This is a genomic window from Pseudobacillus badius (assembly GCF_002189605.1).
Taxonomy (GTDB): Bacteria; Bacillota; Bacilli; order Bacillales; family Domibacillaceae; genus Pseudobacillus; species Pseudobacillus badius.
The window spans coordinates 355,016-369,434 of sequence record NZ_MWMM01000003.1 but is presented as its reverse complement, the minus strand read 5'-3'; the positions used below and the strand labels follow the sequence as shown (position 1 = coordinate 369,434).

The window sequence follows — 14,419 nt, the reverse complement described above, 5'->3', positions numbered from 1 at the left end:
AACAATAAATAAAAAAGCATAGAAACAGGCAAAGGCGCCTCTGACGAATTCATGATTCATGAATTTGCAGGGGCGCTTTTTGCTTTTTAAGGTGGTGCAAAAGCGTGAAAAGCCTGGCCTCCCGCGAGGAAACGTTACTGAGTGCCGGCATTGATATCGGCACAAGCACAACAAAATTGGTGATTAGCCGGTTTTCGCTCATGAACATGGCCGGCGGATCGCATGTACCGAGAATTGAAATTATCGATAAAGAGATTTTATACCGGAGCCCGATTTTCAGAACTCCGTTGTTATCGGCAACGGTCATTGATATGGAGGCGGTCGACCGTCTGGTCAAACAAGAATATGAAAAGGCGGGCGTCAAGCCGGAGCAAATTCAGACAGGCGCGGTGATCATTACCGGTGAAACAGCAACAAAGCAAAATGCAGAGGAAATGGTCCATCATCTATCGGCTGTTGCCGGCGAGTTTTTAGTCGCAACGGCTGGTCCGGATCTAGAAGGCATGATCGCGGCTAAGGGGTCTGGCGCCTATGATTATTCTAAAAAAACAGGGAAGGCGGTAGCGAATATCGATATCGGGGGCGGCACTGCCAATGCCGCTGTCTATGAAAATGGCAAGCTGTCAGGCACATGTACGCTCCATATCGGCGGACGCTTGATTGAATTTAAAGAAGGAAAAGTCAGCCGCCTTTCTGTTCCTGTTGAAAGACTTGTTCAGCAAAAAGGCTGGACGCTGGCAAAAGGAGCGGCAAAAGACCATCCCGATATTGAGAAGGTGGCGAGGTATATGGCCGCTGTCATTGGAAGGATGCTGGACAAATCGCTCACAGCCGAGGATGAAGTGCTTTTATTGGGCCATCCTCCGCAGTGGAGCGGCGCTGTGGATGCTATTGTCTTTTCAGGCGGCGTGTCGGAGTGTATATATCAAACAGAAGATCGGCAGGCGGCGGCAGAAGGATATAACGATATCGGCACCGCCATCGCGAGGGCGATTCAGGAGGAGAACAGCCTGCAGCGGTACGAGTGGAGAGAGCCGGATGAAACCGTTCGGGCGACGGTTCTCGGAGCCGGGACCCAGACAACAAACATTAGCGGAGCAACGATCCAAGTGGAGAGCAGCCAGCTGCCCCAGAAAAATCTGCCTGTATTTGAAGTGTCGTTTGAATACGAAGCCTCCGCCGGACTGGGGAAATTACGCAGCAGCATGGAAGAAGCGATTGCTGTTTATGACCCGGGTCGGGAAGGACAAAACTTTGTTCTTTACTTCACTCATTTGCCGCATTTGTCCTTTAGGGATATCCAGTCTGTTGCGAAGGAGCTGATTCAGTGCCGGCAATTAAAGCCGAAGCCGTCACAGCCTTTAGTGATTGCCCTGCAAAGCGACCACGCCAAGGTGCTTGGTCAGACATTTCAGGCGCTAAAGCCGGAAGAAAGTGTACTGTGTATTGATCAAATTGAGGTAGAACAAGGCGATTACATGGATATCGGCCAGGTTCTTGACTCAGGAGTAGTGCCTGTAGTTATTAAAACACTCACTTTTCATTCATAAAGCAAGGAGGCAGGCAAAGTGAAGCTGAAAACAACGATTGGGGGAAAGACCTTTCAATTCAAGGATTTGAAAGAGCTTTTCGCAAAAGCCAATGAAGAAAAATCGGGAGACCGGCTTGCGGGGATCGCGGCCGAAACGGTGCAGGAACGAATCGCAGCCAAATCCGTCTTAAGCGACATTACGCTAGCCGATATCCGCAATCATCCGATGATTGAAGCGGAGAAAGACGAAGTATCCGCGATCATCGAACACGATATTAACGAGCCGATTTACAAGCAAATCAAAAACTGGTCAGTAGCTGAATTGCGCGAGTACATTTTAGACAATGAAACCGGGGACCGGGAGTTAAAGCGCATGAGCCAGGGGCTGACGAGCGAAATGATCGCGGCGGTCGCGAAGCTCATGTCTAACTTAGACCTAGTGCATGCCGCCGGCAAAATAGAGATTTTAACAACCTGCAACATAACGATTGGCCAGAGGGGCACGCTCGCCTCAAGGCTGCAGCCGAATCACCCGACGGATAACATCGAGGGCATGATTGCCTCGCTGAAGGACGGTTTGTCCTACGGGGTGGGAGATGCGGTAGTAGGCATCAATCCGGTTGATGATTCTGTCGAAAGCGTCAAACGGCTGCTGCAGGCAAGCCATGAGTTTATTGAAGAATGGAACATTCCAACCCAGAACTGTGTGCTTGCCCATGTCACTACCCAAATGAAAGCAATTGAAAAAGGGGCACCGGCCGATATGATTTTCCAGAGCATCGCCGGCACGGAAAAGGCTAATCGTTCCTTCGGTATTTCCGCTGAGCTTTTGCATGAGGCGGCGGACATGGCGAAAAAATTTGGAACGAGCGCCGGTCCGGAACGGCTGTATTTTGAAACAGGACAAGGCTCGGAATTATCGGCGGAAGCCCATTACGGAATGGATCAAATGACACTGGAATCAAGGAATTACGGCTTTGCCCGGCATTACAATCCGTATATTGTGAACACGGTCGTTGGCTTTATCGGACCGGAATACTTGTATAACAGCAAGCAGGTGATCCGGGCCGGGCTTGAAGATCATTTTATGGGCAAAATGCATGGCCTGCCAATGGGTGTCGATATTTGCTATACCAACCATATTCGCGCCGATCAAAATGATATCGAGGATCTTGGCGTGCTTTTAGCCGCCGCGGGAGTGAATTTCATTATTGCGACACCGATGGGGGATGATTGCATGCTGAACTATCAGTCTATGAGCTATCACGACATTGCTACGTTGCGCCAAACACTTGGAAAAGCCCCTTCCCCCGAGTTCGCCGCATGGCTTGAGAAGATGGGGATTTTCGAGAATGGAAGATTGAGCAAGTACGCAGGTGACCCAACGATGTTTTCAAGATAGGAGGCGATAGCATGAAGGAAGAATTAGTTGCTTCAATTACAAAGCTGGTTGTGGAAAAGCTCAGTCAGGAACAGCAGCCGCAAGAGCCTGAAGTGAACTTATGGAGCAAAGGGCCGAAAGATCTGCCGCCGGTTGAATTGAAGGAACAAAGTGCAGGACAAATCGAATGGAAGCCGCTGCAGCCGAAGCAGGACAGGCAGGCAGCACCGCTTTCATCAGCTTCTAAGCAGAAGTCCGCTGATGCGGCGGAAGCAGAAAAGAAAGAGAAACAGCTGGAAGAGCTTCGCAAGAAAACGCCGTCGCGGATTGCTGTCGGCCGAGCGGGCAACCGCCCGAAGACCAATACGTGGCTCCAGTTCCGCTTTGACCATGCGGCTGCCGTTGATGCCGTTTACGGGGAAGTGGCGCCGGAGGTTTTAGAGAATCTTGGAGTATTTACCGTTCAGACGCGTGTGAAGGACAAGGAAGAATATATTCGCCGTCCGGATTACGGGCGCCAGCTGTCAGATGAAGCAAGGAAGATGATTAAAGAGAGATGCCAGTCTTCGCCTACCGTGCAAATCGTGATTTCAAACGGCTTAAGCGCCAAAGCGGTTGAAACCAATATCGAAGACGTTTACTTGTCATTGCAGCAATCGCTGAACAATTTAAACATCAGCATGGGCACCACCTTTTATGTAGACAAAGGGCGGGTGGCGCTAATGGATGAAATCGGCGAGATTCTAACCCCAGATGTTGTGGTGATGCTGATTGGTGAGCGTCCCGGCCTTGTGAGTGCGGAATCATTAAGTGCGTACATGTGCTACAAGCCGAGAAAAGGAGTGATCGAGGCGGACCGGATGGTCGTATCGAACATTCATAAAGGCGGCATTCCGCCAGTAGAAGCAGGCGCCTATCTGGGAACGGTCGTCCAAAAGATTTTAAAGCACCAGGCCAGCGGCGTATCGCTCGTGAAAAAAGAAAGCTAGGAGGCGGAACAACCGATGCATTTACCTCATGTAAAAGCTGACATTCTCGCCGTGCGGGTCATTGCTAATGTGGATCAGGGCTTGGCAGGCAAGCTGAAATTGCAAAGCCATCACCGCAGTCTCGGGATGTTCACCATTACAAGCGATGATATTGGCTATACGGCACTGGACGAGGCCACGAAATATGCGGATGTGGATGTGGTTTATGCCAAATCCTTCTACGCCGGCGCAAACTATTCCTCCGGCCCTTTGTCAGGAGAAATGATCGGCGTCATTGCCGGACCGACGCCTGAGCAGGTAAGAAGCGGCCTGGAGGCGGTTGAAACAACGGTGGAATCCGGCGCATTCTTTGAGGCGCTGGATGAAGAGAAGAGCCATCTTTTATATGCTCATGTGGTTTCAAGAACCGGCAGTTATTTATCTTCATTGGCCGGGATTGAGGAAGGCGAGGCGCTTGCTTATTTGATCGCTCCTCCCCTTGAAGCAATATATGGGCTGGATGCGGCTTTAAAAGCGGCAGATGTGACGATTTGTGAGCTGTTTGAGCCTCCATCGGAAACAAATTATGGAGGCGCCCTGTTAACGGGAAGCCAGTCAGCTTGCCGGGCGGCCGCCGATGCCTTTCGGGAAACGATTATCGAAGTAGCGAAGCACCCGCTTCACTACTAATGAAATAAAGCCGAATGAGAAGGAGTGTGAAAGTATGTCTGTAGCAATAGACCGCGATCTGCTTGCCATTCAAGAGATGCGGGAAGCGGTTAGAAAAGCAAAAGCAGCTCAGCAGCGTTATCTATCTTATTCTCAAGAGCAGGTAGATCAAATTGTCAAAGCTGTCGCCGATGCTGCCTATGCCATGTCCCGTGAATTGGCGGTCATGGCAGTAGAAGAGACGGGCATGGGGATCGCTGAGCATAAGCAGATTAAAAATGAAGTAGGCTCCAAAGCGGTATATGAATCAATCAAGGATGAAAAGACAGTCGGCATTATCAGGGAAGACAAGGAAAAGCAAGTGGTTGAAGTGGCTGCGCCCTTTGGTGTAGTAGCAGCGATTATTCCGACGACCAATCCGACATCCACCGCCTTTTTCAAAACATTGATTGCCTTAAAAACGCGAAATGCCATCATTGTCAGCCCGCATCCTTACGCGGTGAAATGCACGATTGAGGCGTTGAAGGTTTGCGAGCAGGCGGCAGTCGGAGCGGGAGCGCCTGAAGGGTTGATCGGCTGGCTGTCTCACGCCTCCATGGAAGCAACGCAGTCTTTAATGACCCATCCGGACGTCCATTTGATTTTAGCAACGGGCGGAGGCGGCCTGGTCAGAGCCGCTTACAGCTCAGGGAAGCCCGCTTATGGTGTCGGTCCTGGAAACGTGCCTGTTTATCTTGAAAAAACAGCCAACGTTGCGAAGGCCGTCTCCATGATTGTCGACAGCAAATCATTTGATTATGGAACGATTTGTGCCACAGAGCAGGCAATCATTACAGATGAAAGCATCTTTGAAGCCACGCTGCGCGAATTGAAAGCCAATGGTGCTTATTTACTGAATGAAGAAGAAAAGCGGCGCATGGAAAAAGTCATTTCTCCTGTGCCTGGAAAGGTCAATCCGAAAATTGTCGGCAGAAGTCCGCAATACATTGCTGGATTGGCAGGAATTGAAATCGACGATTCTGTGCGCTTATTCGTTGCCCAAGAGACCAAAGTCGGCAAGGAGGTGCCGTTTTCTTTGGAAAAGCTCTCCCCGATCTTTGCCTTGTATACAGCGAAAAACAAAACGGAGGCAAAGGAGTTATGCGGCCGGCTTCTTGATTTGGGCGGACGCGGTCACAGCTTGTCGATTCACACGGAAGATGATGCTGTTGCCCGGGAGTTTGCGGTCGATATGCCGGTTTCCAGAATTTTAGTGAACACTTTATCTTCTGTCGGCGCCGTAGGAGGCACAACAGGGCTTGCGCCATCTATGACGCTCGGCTGCGGATCATTTGGCGGCAATATTACATCAGATAACATTACAGCCCGCCACTTGCTTAACATTAAACGGATGGCTTACGGAATTAAAGAGGTCGATATTCCGAGAAAAGGAGCCTCTTCCCCTTCTCCGGCGGCCGCCAAGCAGACAGACGAAATTGTGAAAAGTGTCATTGCTTCCATGGGAAAAAGCGGACAAGTCAACGTGGAAGAAGTAGCCCAGCTTGTAAATAAAGTCATTGAACAATACAACAAATAAACTTTTAGGAGGAATATAAAATGGCAAGAGAAATGACAGCATTAGGAATGATCGAGACAAAAGGATTAGTAGCATCTATCGAAGCAGCGGACGCAATGGTTAAAGCAGCAAGCGTGCATTTAGTTGGAAAAGTGCATGTCGGCGGCGGAATTGTGACAGTGCTCGTCCGCGGTGATGTCGGAGCTGTTAAGGCAGCAACAGATGCAGGAGCAGCGGCAGCTCAGCGTGTGGGGGAACTGAACTCTGTTCATGTCATTCCGCGCCCGCATAACGAACTGGAATCCATTTTGCCAAAAGCGCCGGAAATCGTTGAGTAAGCAAAGAAGTGCATGAGAAGAGGTGAATGCTTATGGATTCAGACTGGATTCAATCGATCGTGGAAGAAGTAATCCAGCAGTTGGGCAGGAAAGAGCCGGCAGCAGGGACGAAGGAGATTCCGATTGCCGTATCAGCCCGTCATGTTCATCTGTCTGAACAGCACGTGGCTGCTTTGTTTGGCTCCTCTTATCAGCTGAAGAAGAAAAGCGATTTATCACAGCCGAATCAATTTGCTGCGGAGGAAACGGTTATTTTGTCAGGCCCGAAAGGCACGATCGAACGTGTTCGCGTCCTTGGGCCTTCCCGCAGCCTCACTCAAGTGGAAGTGAGCCAAACAGATGCCTTTAAGCTGGGGGTCAAGCCGCCGATTCGGCAGTCGGGTGATATTAAAGGCTCTGCACCGATTACCATTATCGGCCCGAAAGGCAGCATTTATTTAACGGAAGGGTTAATTATCGCGCAGGCGCATATTCATATGACGCCGGCTGACGCCGGCCGCCTTCAGGTCCAGGATGGCCAGTATGTCCAAGTGAGGGCGGAAACGGCACGGCCGGTCACCTTTGAAAAAGTGCTTGTCCGTGTATCTGCTTCCTACCGGCTGGAAATGCACATCGATACGGATGAAGCAAATGCCGCCTTCATCCGCGCAGGTCAAATAGGTGAAATCGTGTCAGAGGGACAGAGGCCATCCCTGCCTGCAGTACCTGTACAGCCGCAGGAAAGCGTCCGTCACAGTGCCATTTTTGATGGCAAGCTGCTGTCCCAGCATGAAGTGAGACAAATGGAGGAAACGGTGATCCGTGTCGGAAAAGCCACGATCATCACCCCGTTAGCCAAAGATACAGCACGTGAGCTAGGAAAAAAAATCGAAGTAATCGACAAGTAAGGCGGTGAAGAGATGAGAATGGGAACTGTGATTGGGAATGTGTGGGCGACAAGAAAAGAAGATGGGCTTACCGGATTAAAGCTGCTGTTTGTCCAGCCTATTCATCCTGACGGTTCATCTATCCATACGCCAATTATTGCGGCTGATAGAATCGGAGCGGGCATAGGGGATCAAGTGATCATAACAGAAGGAGGGTCCGCCCGGTTCATTATGCCGGACAATCCCTTGCCGATTGATGCGGTCGTCATTGGAATTGTCGATTCTACCGAGATTGTACACACATAGAAAGGAGTGGGGTGAATGCCAAGAGCAATCGGAATGATTGAAACACGCGGATTAGTCGGGTCCATTGAGGCAGCGGATGCGATGTTGAAGGCGGCAAGTGTGCAGCTGATGAATCAGGAAAAAATTGATGGCGCTCTCGTTACCGTCCTTGTGGAAGGAGATGTCGGCGCGGTCCAAGCAGCGGTTGACGCCGGAAAAGAGGCGGCTGCCCGGGTTGGAGAGCTGGTGTCCGCGCGCGTGATTCCCCGCATGGATGAAGAAACGTATGAAATGGTCCGCAAGCGAAAGCAATTAAGCCAAGCTTCTGAAACAGAAAAGAAACCTGCTTCTAAACCGGCTCCATCTCCTGCCCGCACGAATCGCAAGAAAACGGATCCGGAGCCGAAAACAGAAGAATAAGGTAGAAAGGAGCAACATCCATGGCATTTAAGCGCCCGAAGATTGCCGTAATTGGCGCTGGTTTTACCGGGGCCACAACGGCTCTGATGATCGCCCAAAAGGATTTAGGGGACGTCATTTTAGTGGATACGCCGGAGCAAAGCAATCCGACCAAAGGAAAAGCGCTGGACTTGCTGGAAGCGGGGCCTGTGCAAAGATTTAATGCCCGGGTGAGGGGAACAGCTGACTATCGGGACATTGAAGGAGCGGATATGGTCATCATTACGGCCGGCATTGCCAGAAAGCCCGGGATGAGCCGCGATGACCTCGTATCGACCAATGCGAAAATCATGCGCTCGATTTCTCTTAAAGTGAAGGAGCATGCTCCGGACAGCTTTATCCTCGTGCTAAGCAATCCGGTGGATGCAATGACTTATGTTTGCTACCAAACAACCCAATTTCCAAAGCACCGGGTCATTGGCCAATCAGGCGTGCTTGATACAGCAAGATTCAATACGTTTGTCGCAGAAGAATTAAACATCTCAGTGGAGGACATCTCAGGATTTGTTCTTGGGGGACATGGGGATGACATGGTTCCTCTTGTCCGTTATTCCTATGCTGGCGGAATCCCGCTGGAGAAAATTATTCCGGCAGACCGTCTGGAGGCCATTGTGGAAAGAACGAGAAAGGGAGGCGGAGAAATCGTCAACCTGCTCGGAAACGGCAGTGCTTACTACGCACCGGCAGCTTCTCTGGTGGAGATGGCGGAGGCGATCATTCGCGACAAAAAAAGGATTCTCCCATCGATCGCTTACCTGGAGGGAGAGTACGGTTATCACGACTTATACTTAGGGGTGCCGACCATTCTTGGCGGAGAAGGAATTGAAAGCATTATAGAACTGCCGCTGACAGCCGCAGAAAAAGCAGCCCTCGATCGATCTGTCCACTCCGTCAAGCAAGTGATGGCCATTTTGGAAAACTAACTAACTCAAATGAAAACCCCTTTGCAGAAGGTCTGTTTGTTCGAACAGACAGCTTCTGCAAAGGGGTTTTTTTGTGCGGGCGCGCGGTTAAATATAGGGGTAACCCCCTATAGTATGAAGCATAACGATCAACTATCATGAATATATAAGCACAGAGTTACTCACAGGGACAAGGCTTGTCCTTGTCATTATCATATCTGGGAGGAAGATAAAGATGGGGAAACATTATCGAATCATCATCGTAGGCGGAGGTTCAGCAGGAATCAGCACCGCTGCCAGATTGTTGAATGGCATGAAATCGCTTGCGGGCGATATCGCGATTATAGATCCGGCTGATCATCATTATTATCAGCCGCTATGGACTCTCGTGGGCGGGGGAGCAGCGAAGAAAGAAGATACGGAACGGAGCATGAAAGAGGTGATCCCTGAAGGAGCGGCATGGGTCCAGCAGGCGGTTGCTTCCTTTGATCCCGAGAAGAATGAAGTGAAGCTGGAAAACGGAGAGACGCTTTCTTATGACTATTTAGTAGCCGCAGCAGGAATTGAAATTCATTGGGACGGCGTTAAAGGCTTGAAAGAGGCGCTTGGCAAAGGGGGCGTCTGCAGCAATTATTCCTATGACTATACCGACTATACATGGGAAGCGATCCGCTCATTCAAAGGCGGCAATGCAGTGTTCACTCATCCGGCTACCCCGGTTAAATGCGGCGGTGCCCCGCAGAAGATTATGTACCTGGCGGAAGACCATTTTAGCCGCACAGGCATAAGAGATCAAACCAATGTTATTTTTGGTTCTGCCAATCCGGCTATTTTCGATGTACAGAAATACCGCGATACACTGGAAAAAGTAGTGGCACGCAAAAAAATCGATGCCCGCTTCCGTCAAAACCTGATTGAAATCCGGGCGGATAAGAAAGAAGCGGTATTCGAGAATCTGGATACGAAAGAGCAATCAACTGTCAAATATGACATCATTCATGTAACGCCGCCAATGCGGGCGCCTTCGTTTATCCGCAACAGCCCGCTGGCCGGGGAAAACGGCTGGGTAGATGTTCACCCGTACACACTTCAGCACCAAACATATGAAAATGTGTTTGCTCTGGGTGATTGCGCGGACTTGCCAACATCGAAAACCGGCGCCGCTATCCGCAAGCAAGCACCTGTAGTAGCGGAAAATGTGCTCGCTCTCTTGAAGGAAGAACCGATGAAGGCAACCTATGATGGCTATAGCTCCTGCCCGCTCGTCACCGGCTACAACAGCTTAGTACTGGCCGAATTCAAGTATGGAAAAATTCCGAGTGAATCCTTCCCGCTTAATCAGGCGAAAGAACGGCGCAGCATGTATATCATGAAAAAGGATTTGCTGCCAATTATGTACTGGGACGGCATGCTGAAAGGAATTATGTAACAGCAGAAAGGAGTGGAGAGCAATGGCAGTCTCAATTTCAAAACAAGACTGGGTCGATGAATTAAACAAACCGGAAGTACAGGCTTCTCTGCAAAAGCTCATTGAGAAGCTGCCGGATTTAACGGCGAAAATCGAGCAGGCAGACCATCTGCTCACCTTTGGCCAATCGGTTCTGGAAGATGAGCGCACGATGGAAAAGGTGAAAATGAAGGTTGACAGCATCAATATCGACATAAATACACTGGAAGCTGCTCTTCGTCTGCTGGAAAAATTGCCTTTACTATTGGAACTGATGGAAAAGCTGGAAACCGTTGTTCGTTTCGCGGAAAATGTGCTGGCTGATGAAAAATCGATCGCTTATTTGCAAAACAGTGTTGAAGAGTATACAGAACCGCTTCGTGAAAAGGCGGAAAAAGGCCGGTCATTATGGGAAGAAGTGCAAGCGAAGGCAGAAGCAAATTCCCAGCATATCTCCATTTTCACTGTCTTGAAGTGGATGAAGGACCCATCCGTCCAGCGGATATTGTCTTATGTGCAGGCACTGATCGAAACCCTGCCTAAAAAATCTTCATAATAAAAAACTGAAAATCTAGACCATGAACAGGGAGAGTGACCAAGATGTTATTGCGTTATTTTTATGATGAAAAGCTGGCTCATGCTTCATATTTAATCGGCTGCCAAAAAACAGGGGAAGCACTTGTCATTGACGCCTCCCGCAACATTGAACAATACGCGGAGACAGCGAAGAAAGAAGGCTTGCAGCTGACTGCTGCCGCGGAAACCCATATCCATGCGGACTTTGTCGCAGGGTCCCGGGAGATGGCGGACCGTTTCGGAGCCAAAATGTATGTATCCGATGAGGGAGACGAGAACTGGAAGTACCAAAACCTTGACAGCATTGACCATCAGCTTTTAAAAGATGGCGACACGTTTAAGATTGGGAATTTAACACTCGAAGTCATGCACACACCGGGACATACGCCGGAGAGCATTTCGTTTATTCTGACTGATAACGGCGGCGGTGCCGACCGTCCGATGGGCATTTTCACTGGTGATTTTGTGTTTGTCGGCGATGTCGGCCGTCCGGACTTACTGGAAAAAGCAGCCGGCTACAGCGGCACGGCTCATGAGGGAGCGAAGCAAATGTTTGCTTCTATTCAGCGCTTTAAAGAGCTTCCAGACTATTTGCAAGTATGGCCGGCTCATGGAGCGGGAAGCGCCTGCGGAAAAGCGTTAGGAGCCGTTCCTTCCTCAACGGTTGGCTATGAAAAGATGTTCAACTGGGCAATGAAATTTAACGATGAAGCTGCTTTTATAGAAGCACTGCTTGATGGCCAGCCTGAGCCGCCAAAGTATTTCGCCGTGATGAAGCATGTCAATAAAGTCGGTCCGGCGCTGCTGAAGGATACCCAAGTGCCTGTGAAAGCAACGGATGCCTCTGCTCTGCATGACTGGCTTTCACAAGGCATGGTGATTGACACGCGCCCGGCCGCTCAATTTGCCGAGAAGCATATTGCTGGAACGATCAATATTCCGTTTAACCAATCGTTCACGAACTGGGCAGGATGGCTCGTTAACTATGAAGCTCCGCTTTATTTGCTGGTAGAGGACGGCCAGCTTCCAGACGTGCTGACAGCCCTTCGCTCTATCGGTATTGATCGCACAGCCGGTTACATGAGTGTCCAAGCTGCTGTAGAACAGTCCGCTGCATGGGAGGCCTATGAAAACGTCGATCCGGCTGACATACAGGACGCTGTAGAAAAAGGCGACATCGCCGTGCTGGACGTCCGCAACCAAACCGAATGGGATGCCGGCCATATTCCGGGGGCCGTTCATATTATGCTTGGAACACTTCCGGGCCGCCTCGAAGAAGTGCCGCAAGACAAGCCGCTTCTTGCTCAATGCGGATCAGGCGTGCGCTCCGCTATCGCTGCCAGCATTTTGCAGGCGAACGGATTTAAAAATGTTAAAAATCTGTCAGGCGGTTTTTCACGCTGGAAACAAGATGTACCGCAGCTAGTAAAATAAGAAAATAAAAAGAAACCGCCGGTGAGGACATGAATCATCGGCGGTTTTTCGCTTACAATAGGGGAGAGAAAACGGAAAGGATCAGATCAATGGAACAGTATCCGGTAGACCAAAAATATTTGCATCAAATCTTTGAGCATATTCAAGATGGGATTATCGTGATGGATCAAAACCGTGAAATTTTGCTGATGAACCCTGCCGCCGGCCGTTTGACAGGCTGGATGGTCGGTGAGCATGTGCCGTTTTGTTCCTATTGCAAAGAGCGGAAAACGGCGGAAGGAGAGAATCGCTGCTATTTAATCGCGCGCAATGAAGTGCCTTATTTTCTATCGCAAATGCCGGTCTATCACGGCAAGAAGCTTGATGTCGAGATGAGCACTGCCTTGATTTACCAGGACCAGGAGCGCCAGGACAAAGAGTATTTGCTCGTGCTGCGCGATCAGACGCTCAGGCAAAAAGAAGAAGAGGTGCGGATCTCCAAAATGATGATTAAGCGCTTAATTGAAGCGCAGGAAAAAGAGCATAAACGATTGGCCCATGAACTCCATGACGGGGTGAGCCAATCGCTGTACACCATTTCCGTGGCGCTGCAGGCCATCGAATCAACGATTAAGGAGGATCAGCGGCTTCATGACTATGTCAATGAAGTACGGGCGGAGCTTCAGCGCGCCATGTCTGACATTAAAGCGTATTCGCATCAGCTTCGGCCGACGAGTCTTGACGGATTGGGACTTATTCCTGCTTTGGAAACATTGAGACAAACCGTTCAGGCAACTTCTGGTTTAGCGATTGATTTAAAAACGAATGTTAGCGGGCGGCTGCCTTCCGCCGTTGAAATTAACGTGTACCGCGTCATTCAGGAAGCCCTCCATAATGTGGTCAAGTATGCCGAGGCTCAAAACGTTTATTTGCTGATTATGAAAAAAGGAGAACGGCTCCTTATTGAAGTTCATGATGACGGCAAAGGATTTGAGTTGGAAAAAGCGAAGGGCGGGCTTGGATTAGAGCATATGCGCGAGAGGATTGAGCAGCTTAACGGCCACTTTTACATTGAATCGGCACCGGGCGAAGGCACCACCATTATAGCGAAGATGATTATAGATGAGAGCGGGGCAGAAATCGATGAAAGTCATGGTAGTAGATGATCACGATTTAATACGAAAAGGGATTATTTTGCTTTTGGAAAGCTATGCTGATATTGAAGTGGCTGCGGATGCCGGCGATGGGAATGAAGCGCTCGTTCTGGCCATGCAGACAGAGCCGGATGTCGTCTTAATGGATATCTCTATGCCTAACGGGCTGGACGGCTTCACAACTACAAAGCAGCTGATCCAACAGCAGCCGAACATTAAAGTCGTGCTGTTGACGATGCATGATGAAGAGGCTTATATCCGCCAAGCGATCCAATCGGGGGCGCACGGCTATATTTTGAAGAAAAGCCAGGGAAGCGAGTTATATGAAGCGATTTATCACGTCTATCATGGCCAGCGCTATTATCGGACGGATTTGAGTGAAGAGCAAATTGAGAAGATGATGAAGGAGAAAGAAAAGCCGGTGTCCCCCTTAACATTGAGGGAGCAGGAGGTGCTGCGGCTCACGGTGCTCGGTTACACAAACAAGGAAATTGCCGAGAAGCTGCATATTAGTGCGAAGACAGTGGAAAATCATAAATCCAATATTATGAACAAGCTGGATATTAAGCAGAAGCATGAAATGATCCAATATGGCATTAAAAACTATTTTTCAGATATGCGTTAGCGGGTGTCCCAACGTTTTTTCTTGGGGCATCTTTTTATTTTGTCTGACAACCTTCATAAAGTAGTCAAAAACAAAATACGGATAGGGGGATGCCCCTATGTATTGGCACAGGCTTTCTTTCTATACTTAAGAAGAAAGGTGAGATCACAGCAGAAAGGAAGAGATACCATGAAGAAGAAAGAAACGGCTTATTTCTGGACAGCCATGATTGTGGCTCTTGGCAGTGCACTCAGCTTAGTAATGATCTAGG

14 protein-coding genes and 1 pseudogene are annotated in these 14,419 nt (G+C 49.6%); all 15 read left to right on the top strand.

The genetic code is table 11. The features are described 5' to 3' along the window. Window positions 1–104 precede the first annotated feature (104 nt). The 15 genes and pseudogenes from B1A98_RS08035 (at window position 105) to B1A98_RS07965 (ending at window position 14,169) form a co-directional block, all read left to right on the top strand. Window positions 105–1,550 carry an ethanolamine ammonia-lyase reactivating factor EutA gene (locus B1A98_RS08035; RefSeq protein WP_063384586.1) on the top strand — a complete coding sequence of 482 codons (1,446 nt, stop codon included), beginning with the start codon at window positions 105–107 and terminating at the stop codon, window positions 1,548–1,550. A gap of 18 nt (window positions 1,551–1,568) precedes the next feature. Continuing rightward, entirely contained in the window at window positions 1,569–2,933 is a 1,365-nt protein-coding gene (locus tag B1A98_RS08030) for an ethanolamine ammonia-lyase subunit EutB (protein WP_063384587.1), read from the top strand. Between the two features lie 11 nt (window positions 2,934–2,944). Further along, complete coding sequence (gene eutC / locus B1A98_RS08025) at window positions 2,945–3,901, top strand: ethanolamine ammonia-lyase subunit EutC (protein ID WP_063384588.1); 957 nt, start codon at window positions 2,945–2,947, stop codon at window positions 3,899–3,901. A gap of 15 nt (window positions 3,902–3,916) precedes the next feature. Further along, window positions 3,917–4,570, top strand: coding sequence for an ethanolamine utilization microcompartment protein EutL (gene eutL, locus B1A98_RS08020; RefSeq protein ID WP_041113773.1), 654 nt, complete (start codon window positions 3,917–3,919; stop codon window positions 4,568–4,570). 34 nt (window positions 4,571–4,604) lie between these two features. Continuing rightward, window positions 4,605–6,125 (top strand): aldehyde dehydrogenase family protein, encoded by a 1,521-nt coding sequence (locus tag B1A98_RS08015; protein WP_063384589.1) that lies wholly within the window; start codon window positions 4,605–4,607, stop codon window positions 6,123–6,125. A 20-nt stretch (window positions 6,126–6,145) separates the two neighbouring features. Continuing rightward, the gene (gene eutM, locus B1A98_RS08010; protein ID WP_041095247.1) at window positions 6,146–6,442 is read left to right on the top strand and encodes an ethanolamine utilization microcompartment protein EutM; all 297 of its coding nucleotides are present in this window, start codon (window positions 6,146–6,148) and stop codon (window positions 6,440–6,442) included. A gap of 32 nt (window positions 6,443–6,474) precedes the next feature. After that, window positions 6,475–7,104 (top strand): annotated as a pseudogene (gene pduL / locus B1A98_RS08005) (phosphate propanoyltransferase); the annotation flags it as partial. Window positions 7,105–7,341: 237 nt separating this feature from the next. Beyond that, the gene (locus B1A98_RS08000; protein ID WP_063384591.1) at window positions 7,342–7,614 is read left to right on the top strand and encodes a EutN/CcmL family microcompartment protein; all 273 of its coding nucleotides are present in this window, start codon (window positions 7,342–7,344) and stop codon (window positions 7,612–7,614) included. A gap of 15 nt (window positions 7,615–7,629) precedes the next feature. After that, window positions 7,630–8,013, top strand: coding sequence for a BMC domain-containing protein (locus B1A98_RS07995; RefSeq protein WP_041113771.1), 384 nt, complete (start codon window positions 7,630–7,632; stop codon window positions 8,011–8,013). Window positions 8,014–8,033: 20 nt separating this feature from the next. Further along, complete coding sequence (gene mdh, locus B1A98_RS07990; RefSeq protein ID WP_041095239.1) at window positions 8,034–8,975, top strand: malate dehydrogenase; 942 nt, start codon at window positions 8,034–8,036, stop codon at window positions 8,973–8,975. Window positions 8,976–9,189: 214 nt separating this feature from the next. Continuing rightward, window positions 9,190–10,383, top strand: a complete 1,194-nt coding sequence (locus B1A98_RS07985; protein WP_063384592.1) for an NAD(P)/FAD-dependent oxidoreductase — start codon at window positions 9,190–9,192, stop codon at window positions 10,381–10,383. 22 nt (window positions 10,384–10,405) lie between these two features. Beyond that, on the top strand, window positions 10,406–10,957 hold the full coding sequence (locus B1A98_RS07980; protein WP_041095235.1) for a hypothetical protein: 552 nt from the start codon (window positions 10,406–10,408) through the stop codon (window positions 10,955–10,957). A 44-nt stretch (window positions 10,958–11,001) separates the two neighbouring features. Next, the gene (locus tag B1A98_RS07975; RefSeq protein ID WP_063384593.1) at window positions 11,002–12,411 is read left to right on the top strand and encodes an MBL fold metallo-hydrolase; all 1,410 of its coding nucleotides are present in this window, start codon (window positions 11,002–11,004) and stop codon (window positions 12,409–12,411) included. Window positions 12,412–12,500: 89 nt separating this feature from the next. Further along, a complete protein-coding gene (locus B1A98_RS07970) occupies window positions 12,501–13,556 on the top strand; it encodes a PAS domain-containing sensor histidine kinase (protein ID WP_063384594.1) in 1,056 nt (351 codons plus the stop codon). Continuing rightward, window positions 13,534–14,169, top strand: a complete 636-nt coding sequence (locus B1A98_RS07965) for a response regulator (protein ID WP_063384595.1) — start codon at window positions 13,534–13,536, stop codon at window positions 14,167–14,169. The genes B1A98_RS07970 and B1A98_RS07965 overlap by 23 nt, the downstream gene beginning before the upstream one ends. Window positions 14,170–14,419 lie beyond the last annotated feature (250 nt).

Excerpts from the sequence above, each read along its gene's own strand:
- eutC (WP_063384588.1), top strand. The coding sequence starts at position 2,945 with ATGAAGGAAGAATTAGTTGCTTCAATTACAAAGCTGGTTGTGGAAAAG.
- eutL (WP_041113773.1), top strand. The coding sequence starts at position 3,917 with ATGCATTTACCTCATGTAAAAGCTGACATTCTCGCCGTGCGGGTCATT.
- B1A98_RS08015 (WP_063384589.1), top strand. The coding sequence starts at position 4,605 with ATGTCTGTAGCAATAGACCGCGATCTGCTTGCCATTCAAGAGATGCGG.
- eutM (WP_041095247.1), top strand. The coding sequence starts at position 6,146 with ATGGCAAGAGAAATGACAGCATTAGGAATGATCGAGACAAAAGGATTA.
- B1A98_RS08000 (WP_063384591.1), top strand. The coding sequence starts at position 7,342 with ATGAGAATGGGAACTGTGATTGGGAATGTGTGGGCGACAAGAAAAGAA.
- B1A98_RS07995 (WP_041113771.1), top strand. The coding sequence starts at position 7,630 with ATGCCAAGAGCAATCGGAATGATTGAAACACGCGGATTAGTCGGGTCC.
- mdh (WP_041095239.1), top strand. The coding sequence starts at position 8,034 with ATGGCATTTAAGCGCCCGAAGATTGCCGTAATTGGCGCTGGTTTTACC.
- B1A98_RS07985 (WP_063384592.1), top strand. The coding sequence starts at position 9,190 with ATGGGGAAACATTATCGAATCATCATCGTAGGCGGAGGTTCAGCAGGA.
- B1A98_RS07980 (WP_041095235.1), top strand. The coding sequence starts at position 10,406 with ATGGCAGTCTCAATTTCAAAACAAGACTGGGTCGATGAATTAAACAAA.
- B1A98_RS07975 (WP_063384593.1), top strand. The coding sequence starts at position 11,002 with ATGTTATTGCGTTATTTTTATGATGAAAAGCTGGCTCATGCTTCATAT.
- B1A98_RS07970 (WP_063384594.1), top strand. The coding sequence starts at position 12,501 with ATGGAACAGTATCCGGTAGACCAAAAATATTTGCATCAAATCTTTGAG.
- B1A98_RS07965 (WP_063384595.1), top strand. The coding sequence starts at position 13,534 with ATGAAAGTCATGGTAGTAGATGATCACGATTTAATACGAAAAGGGATT.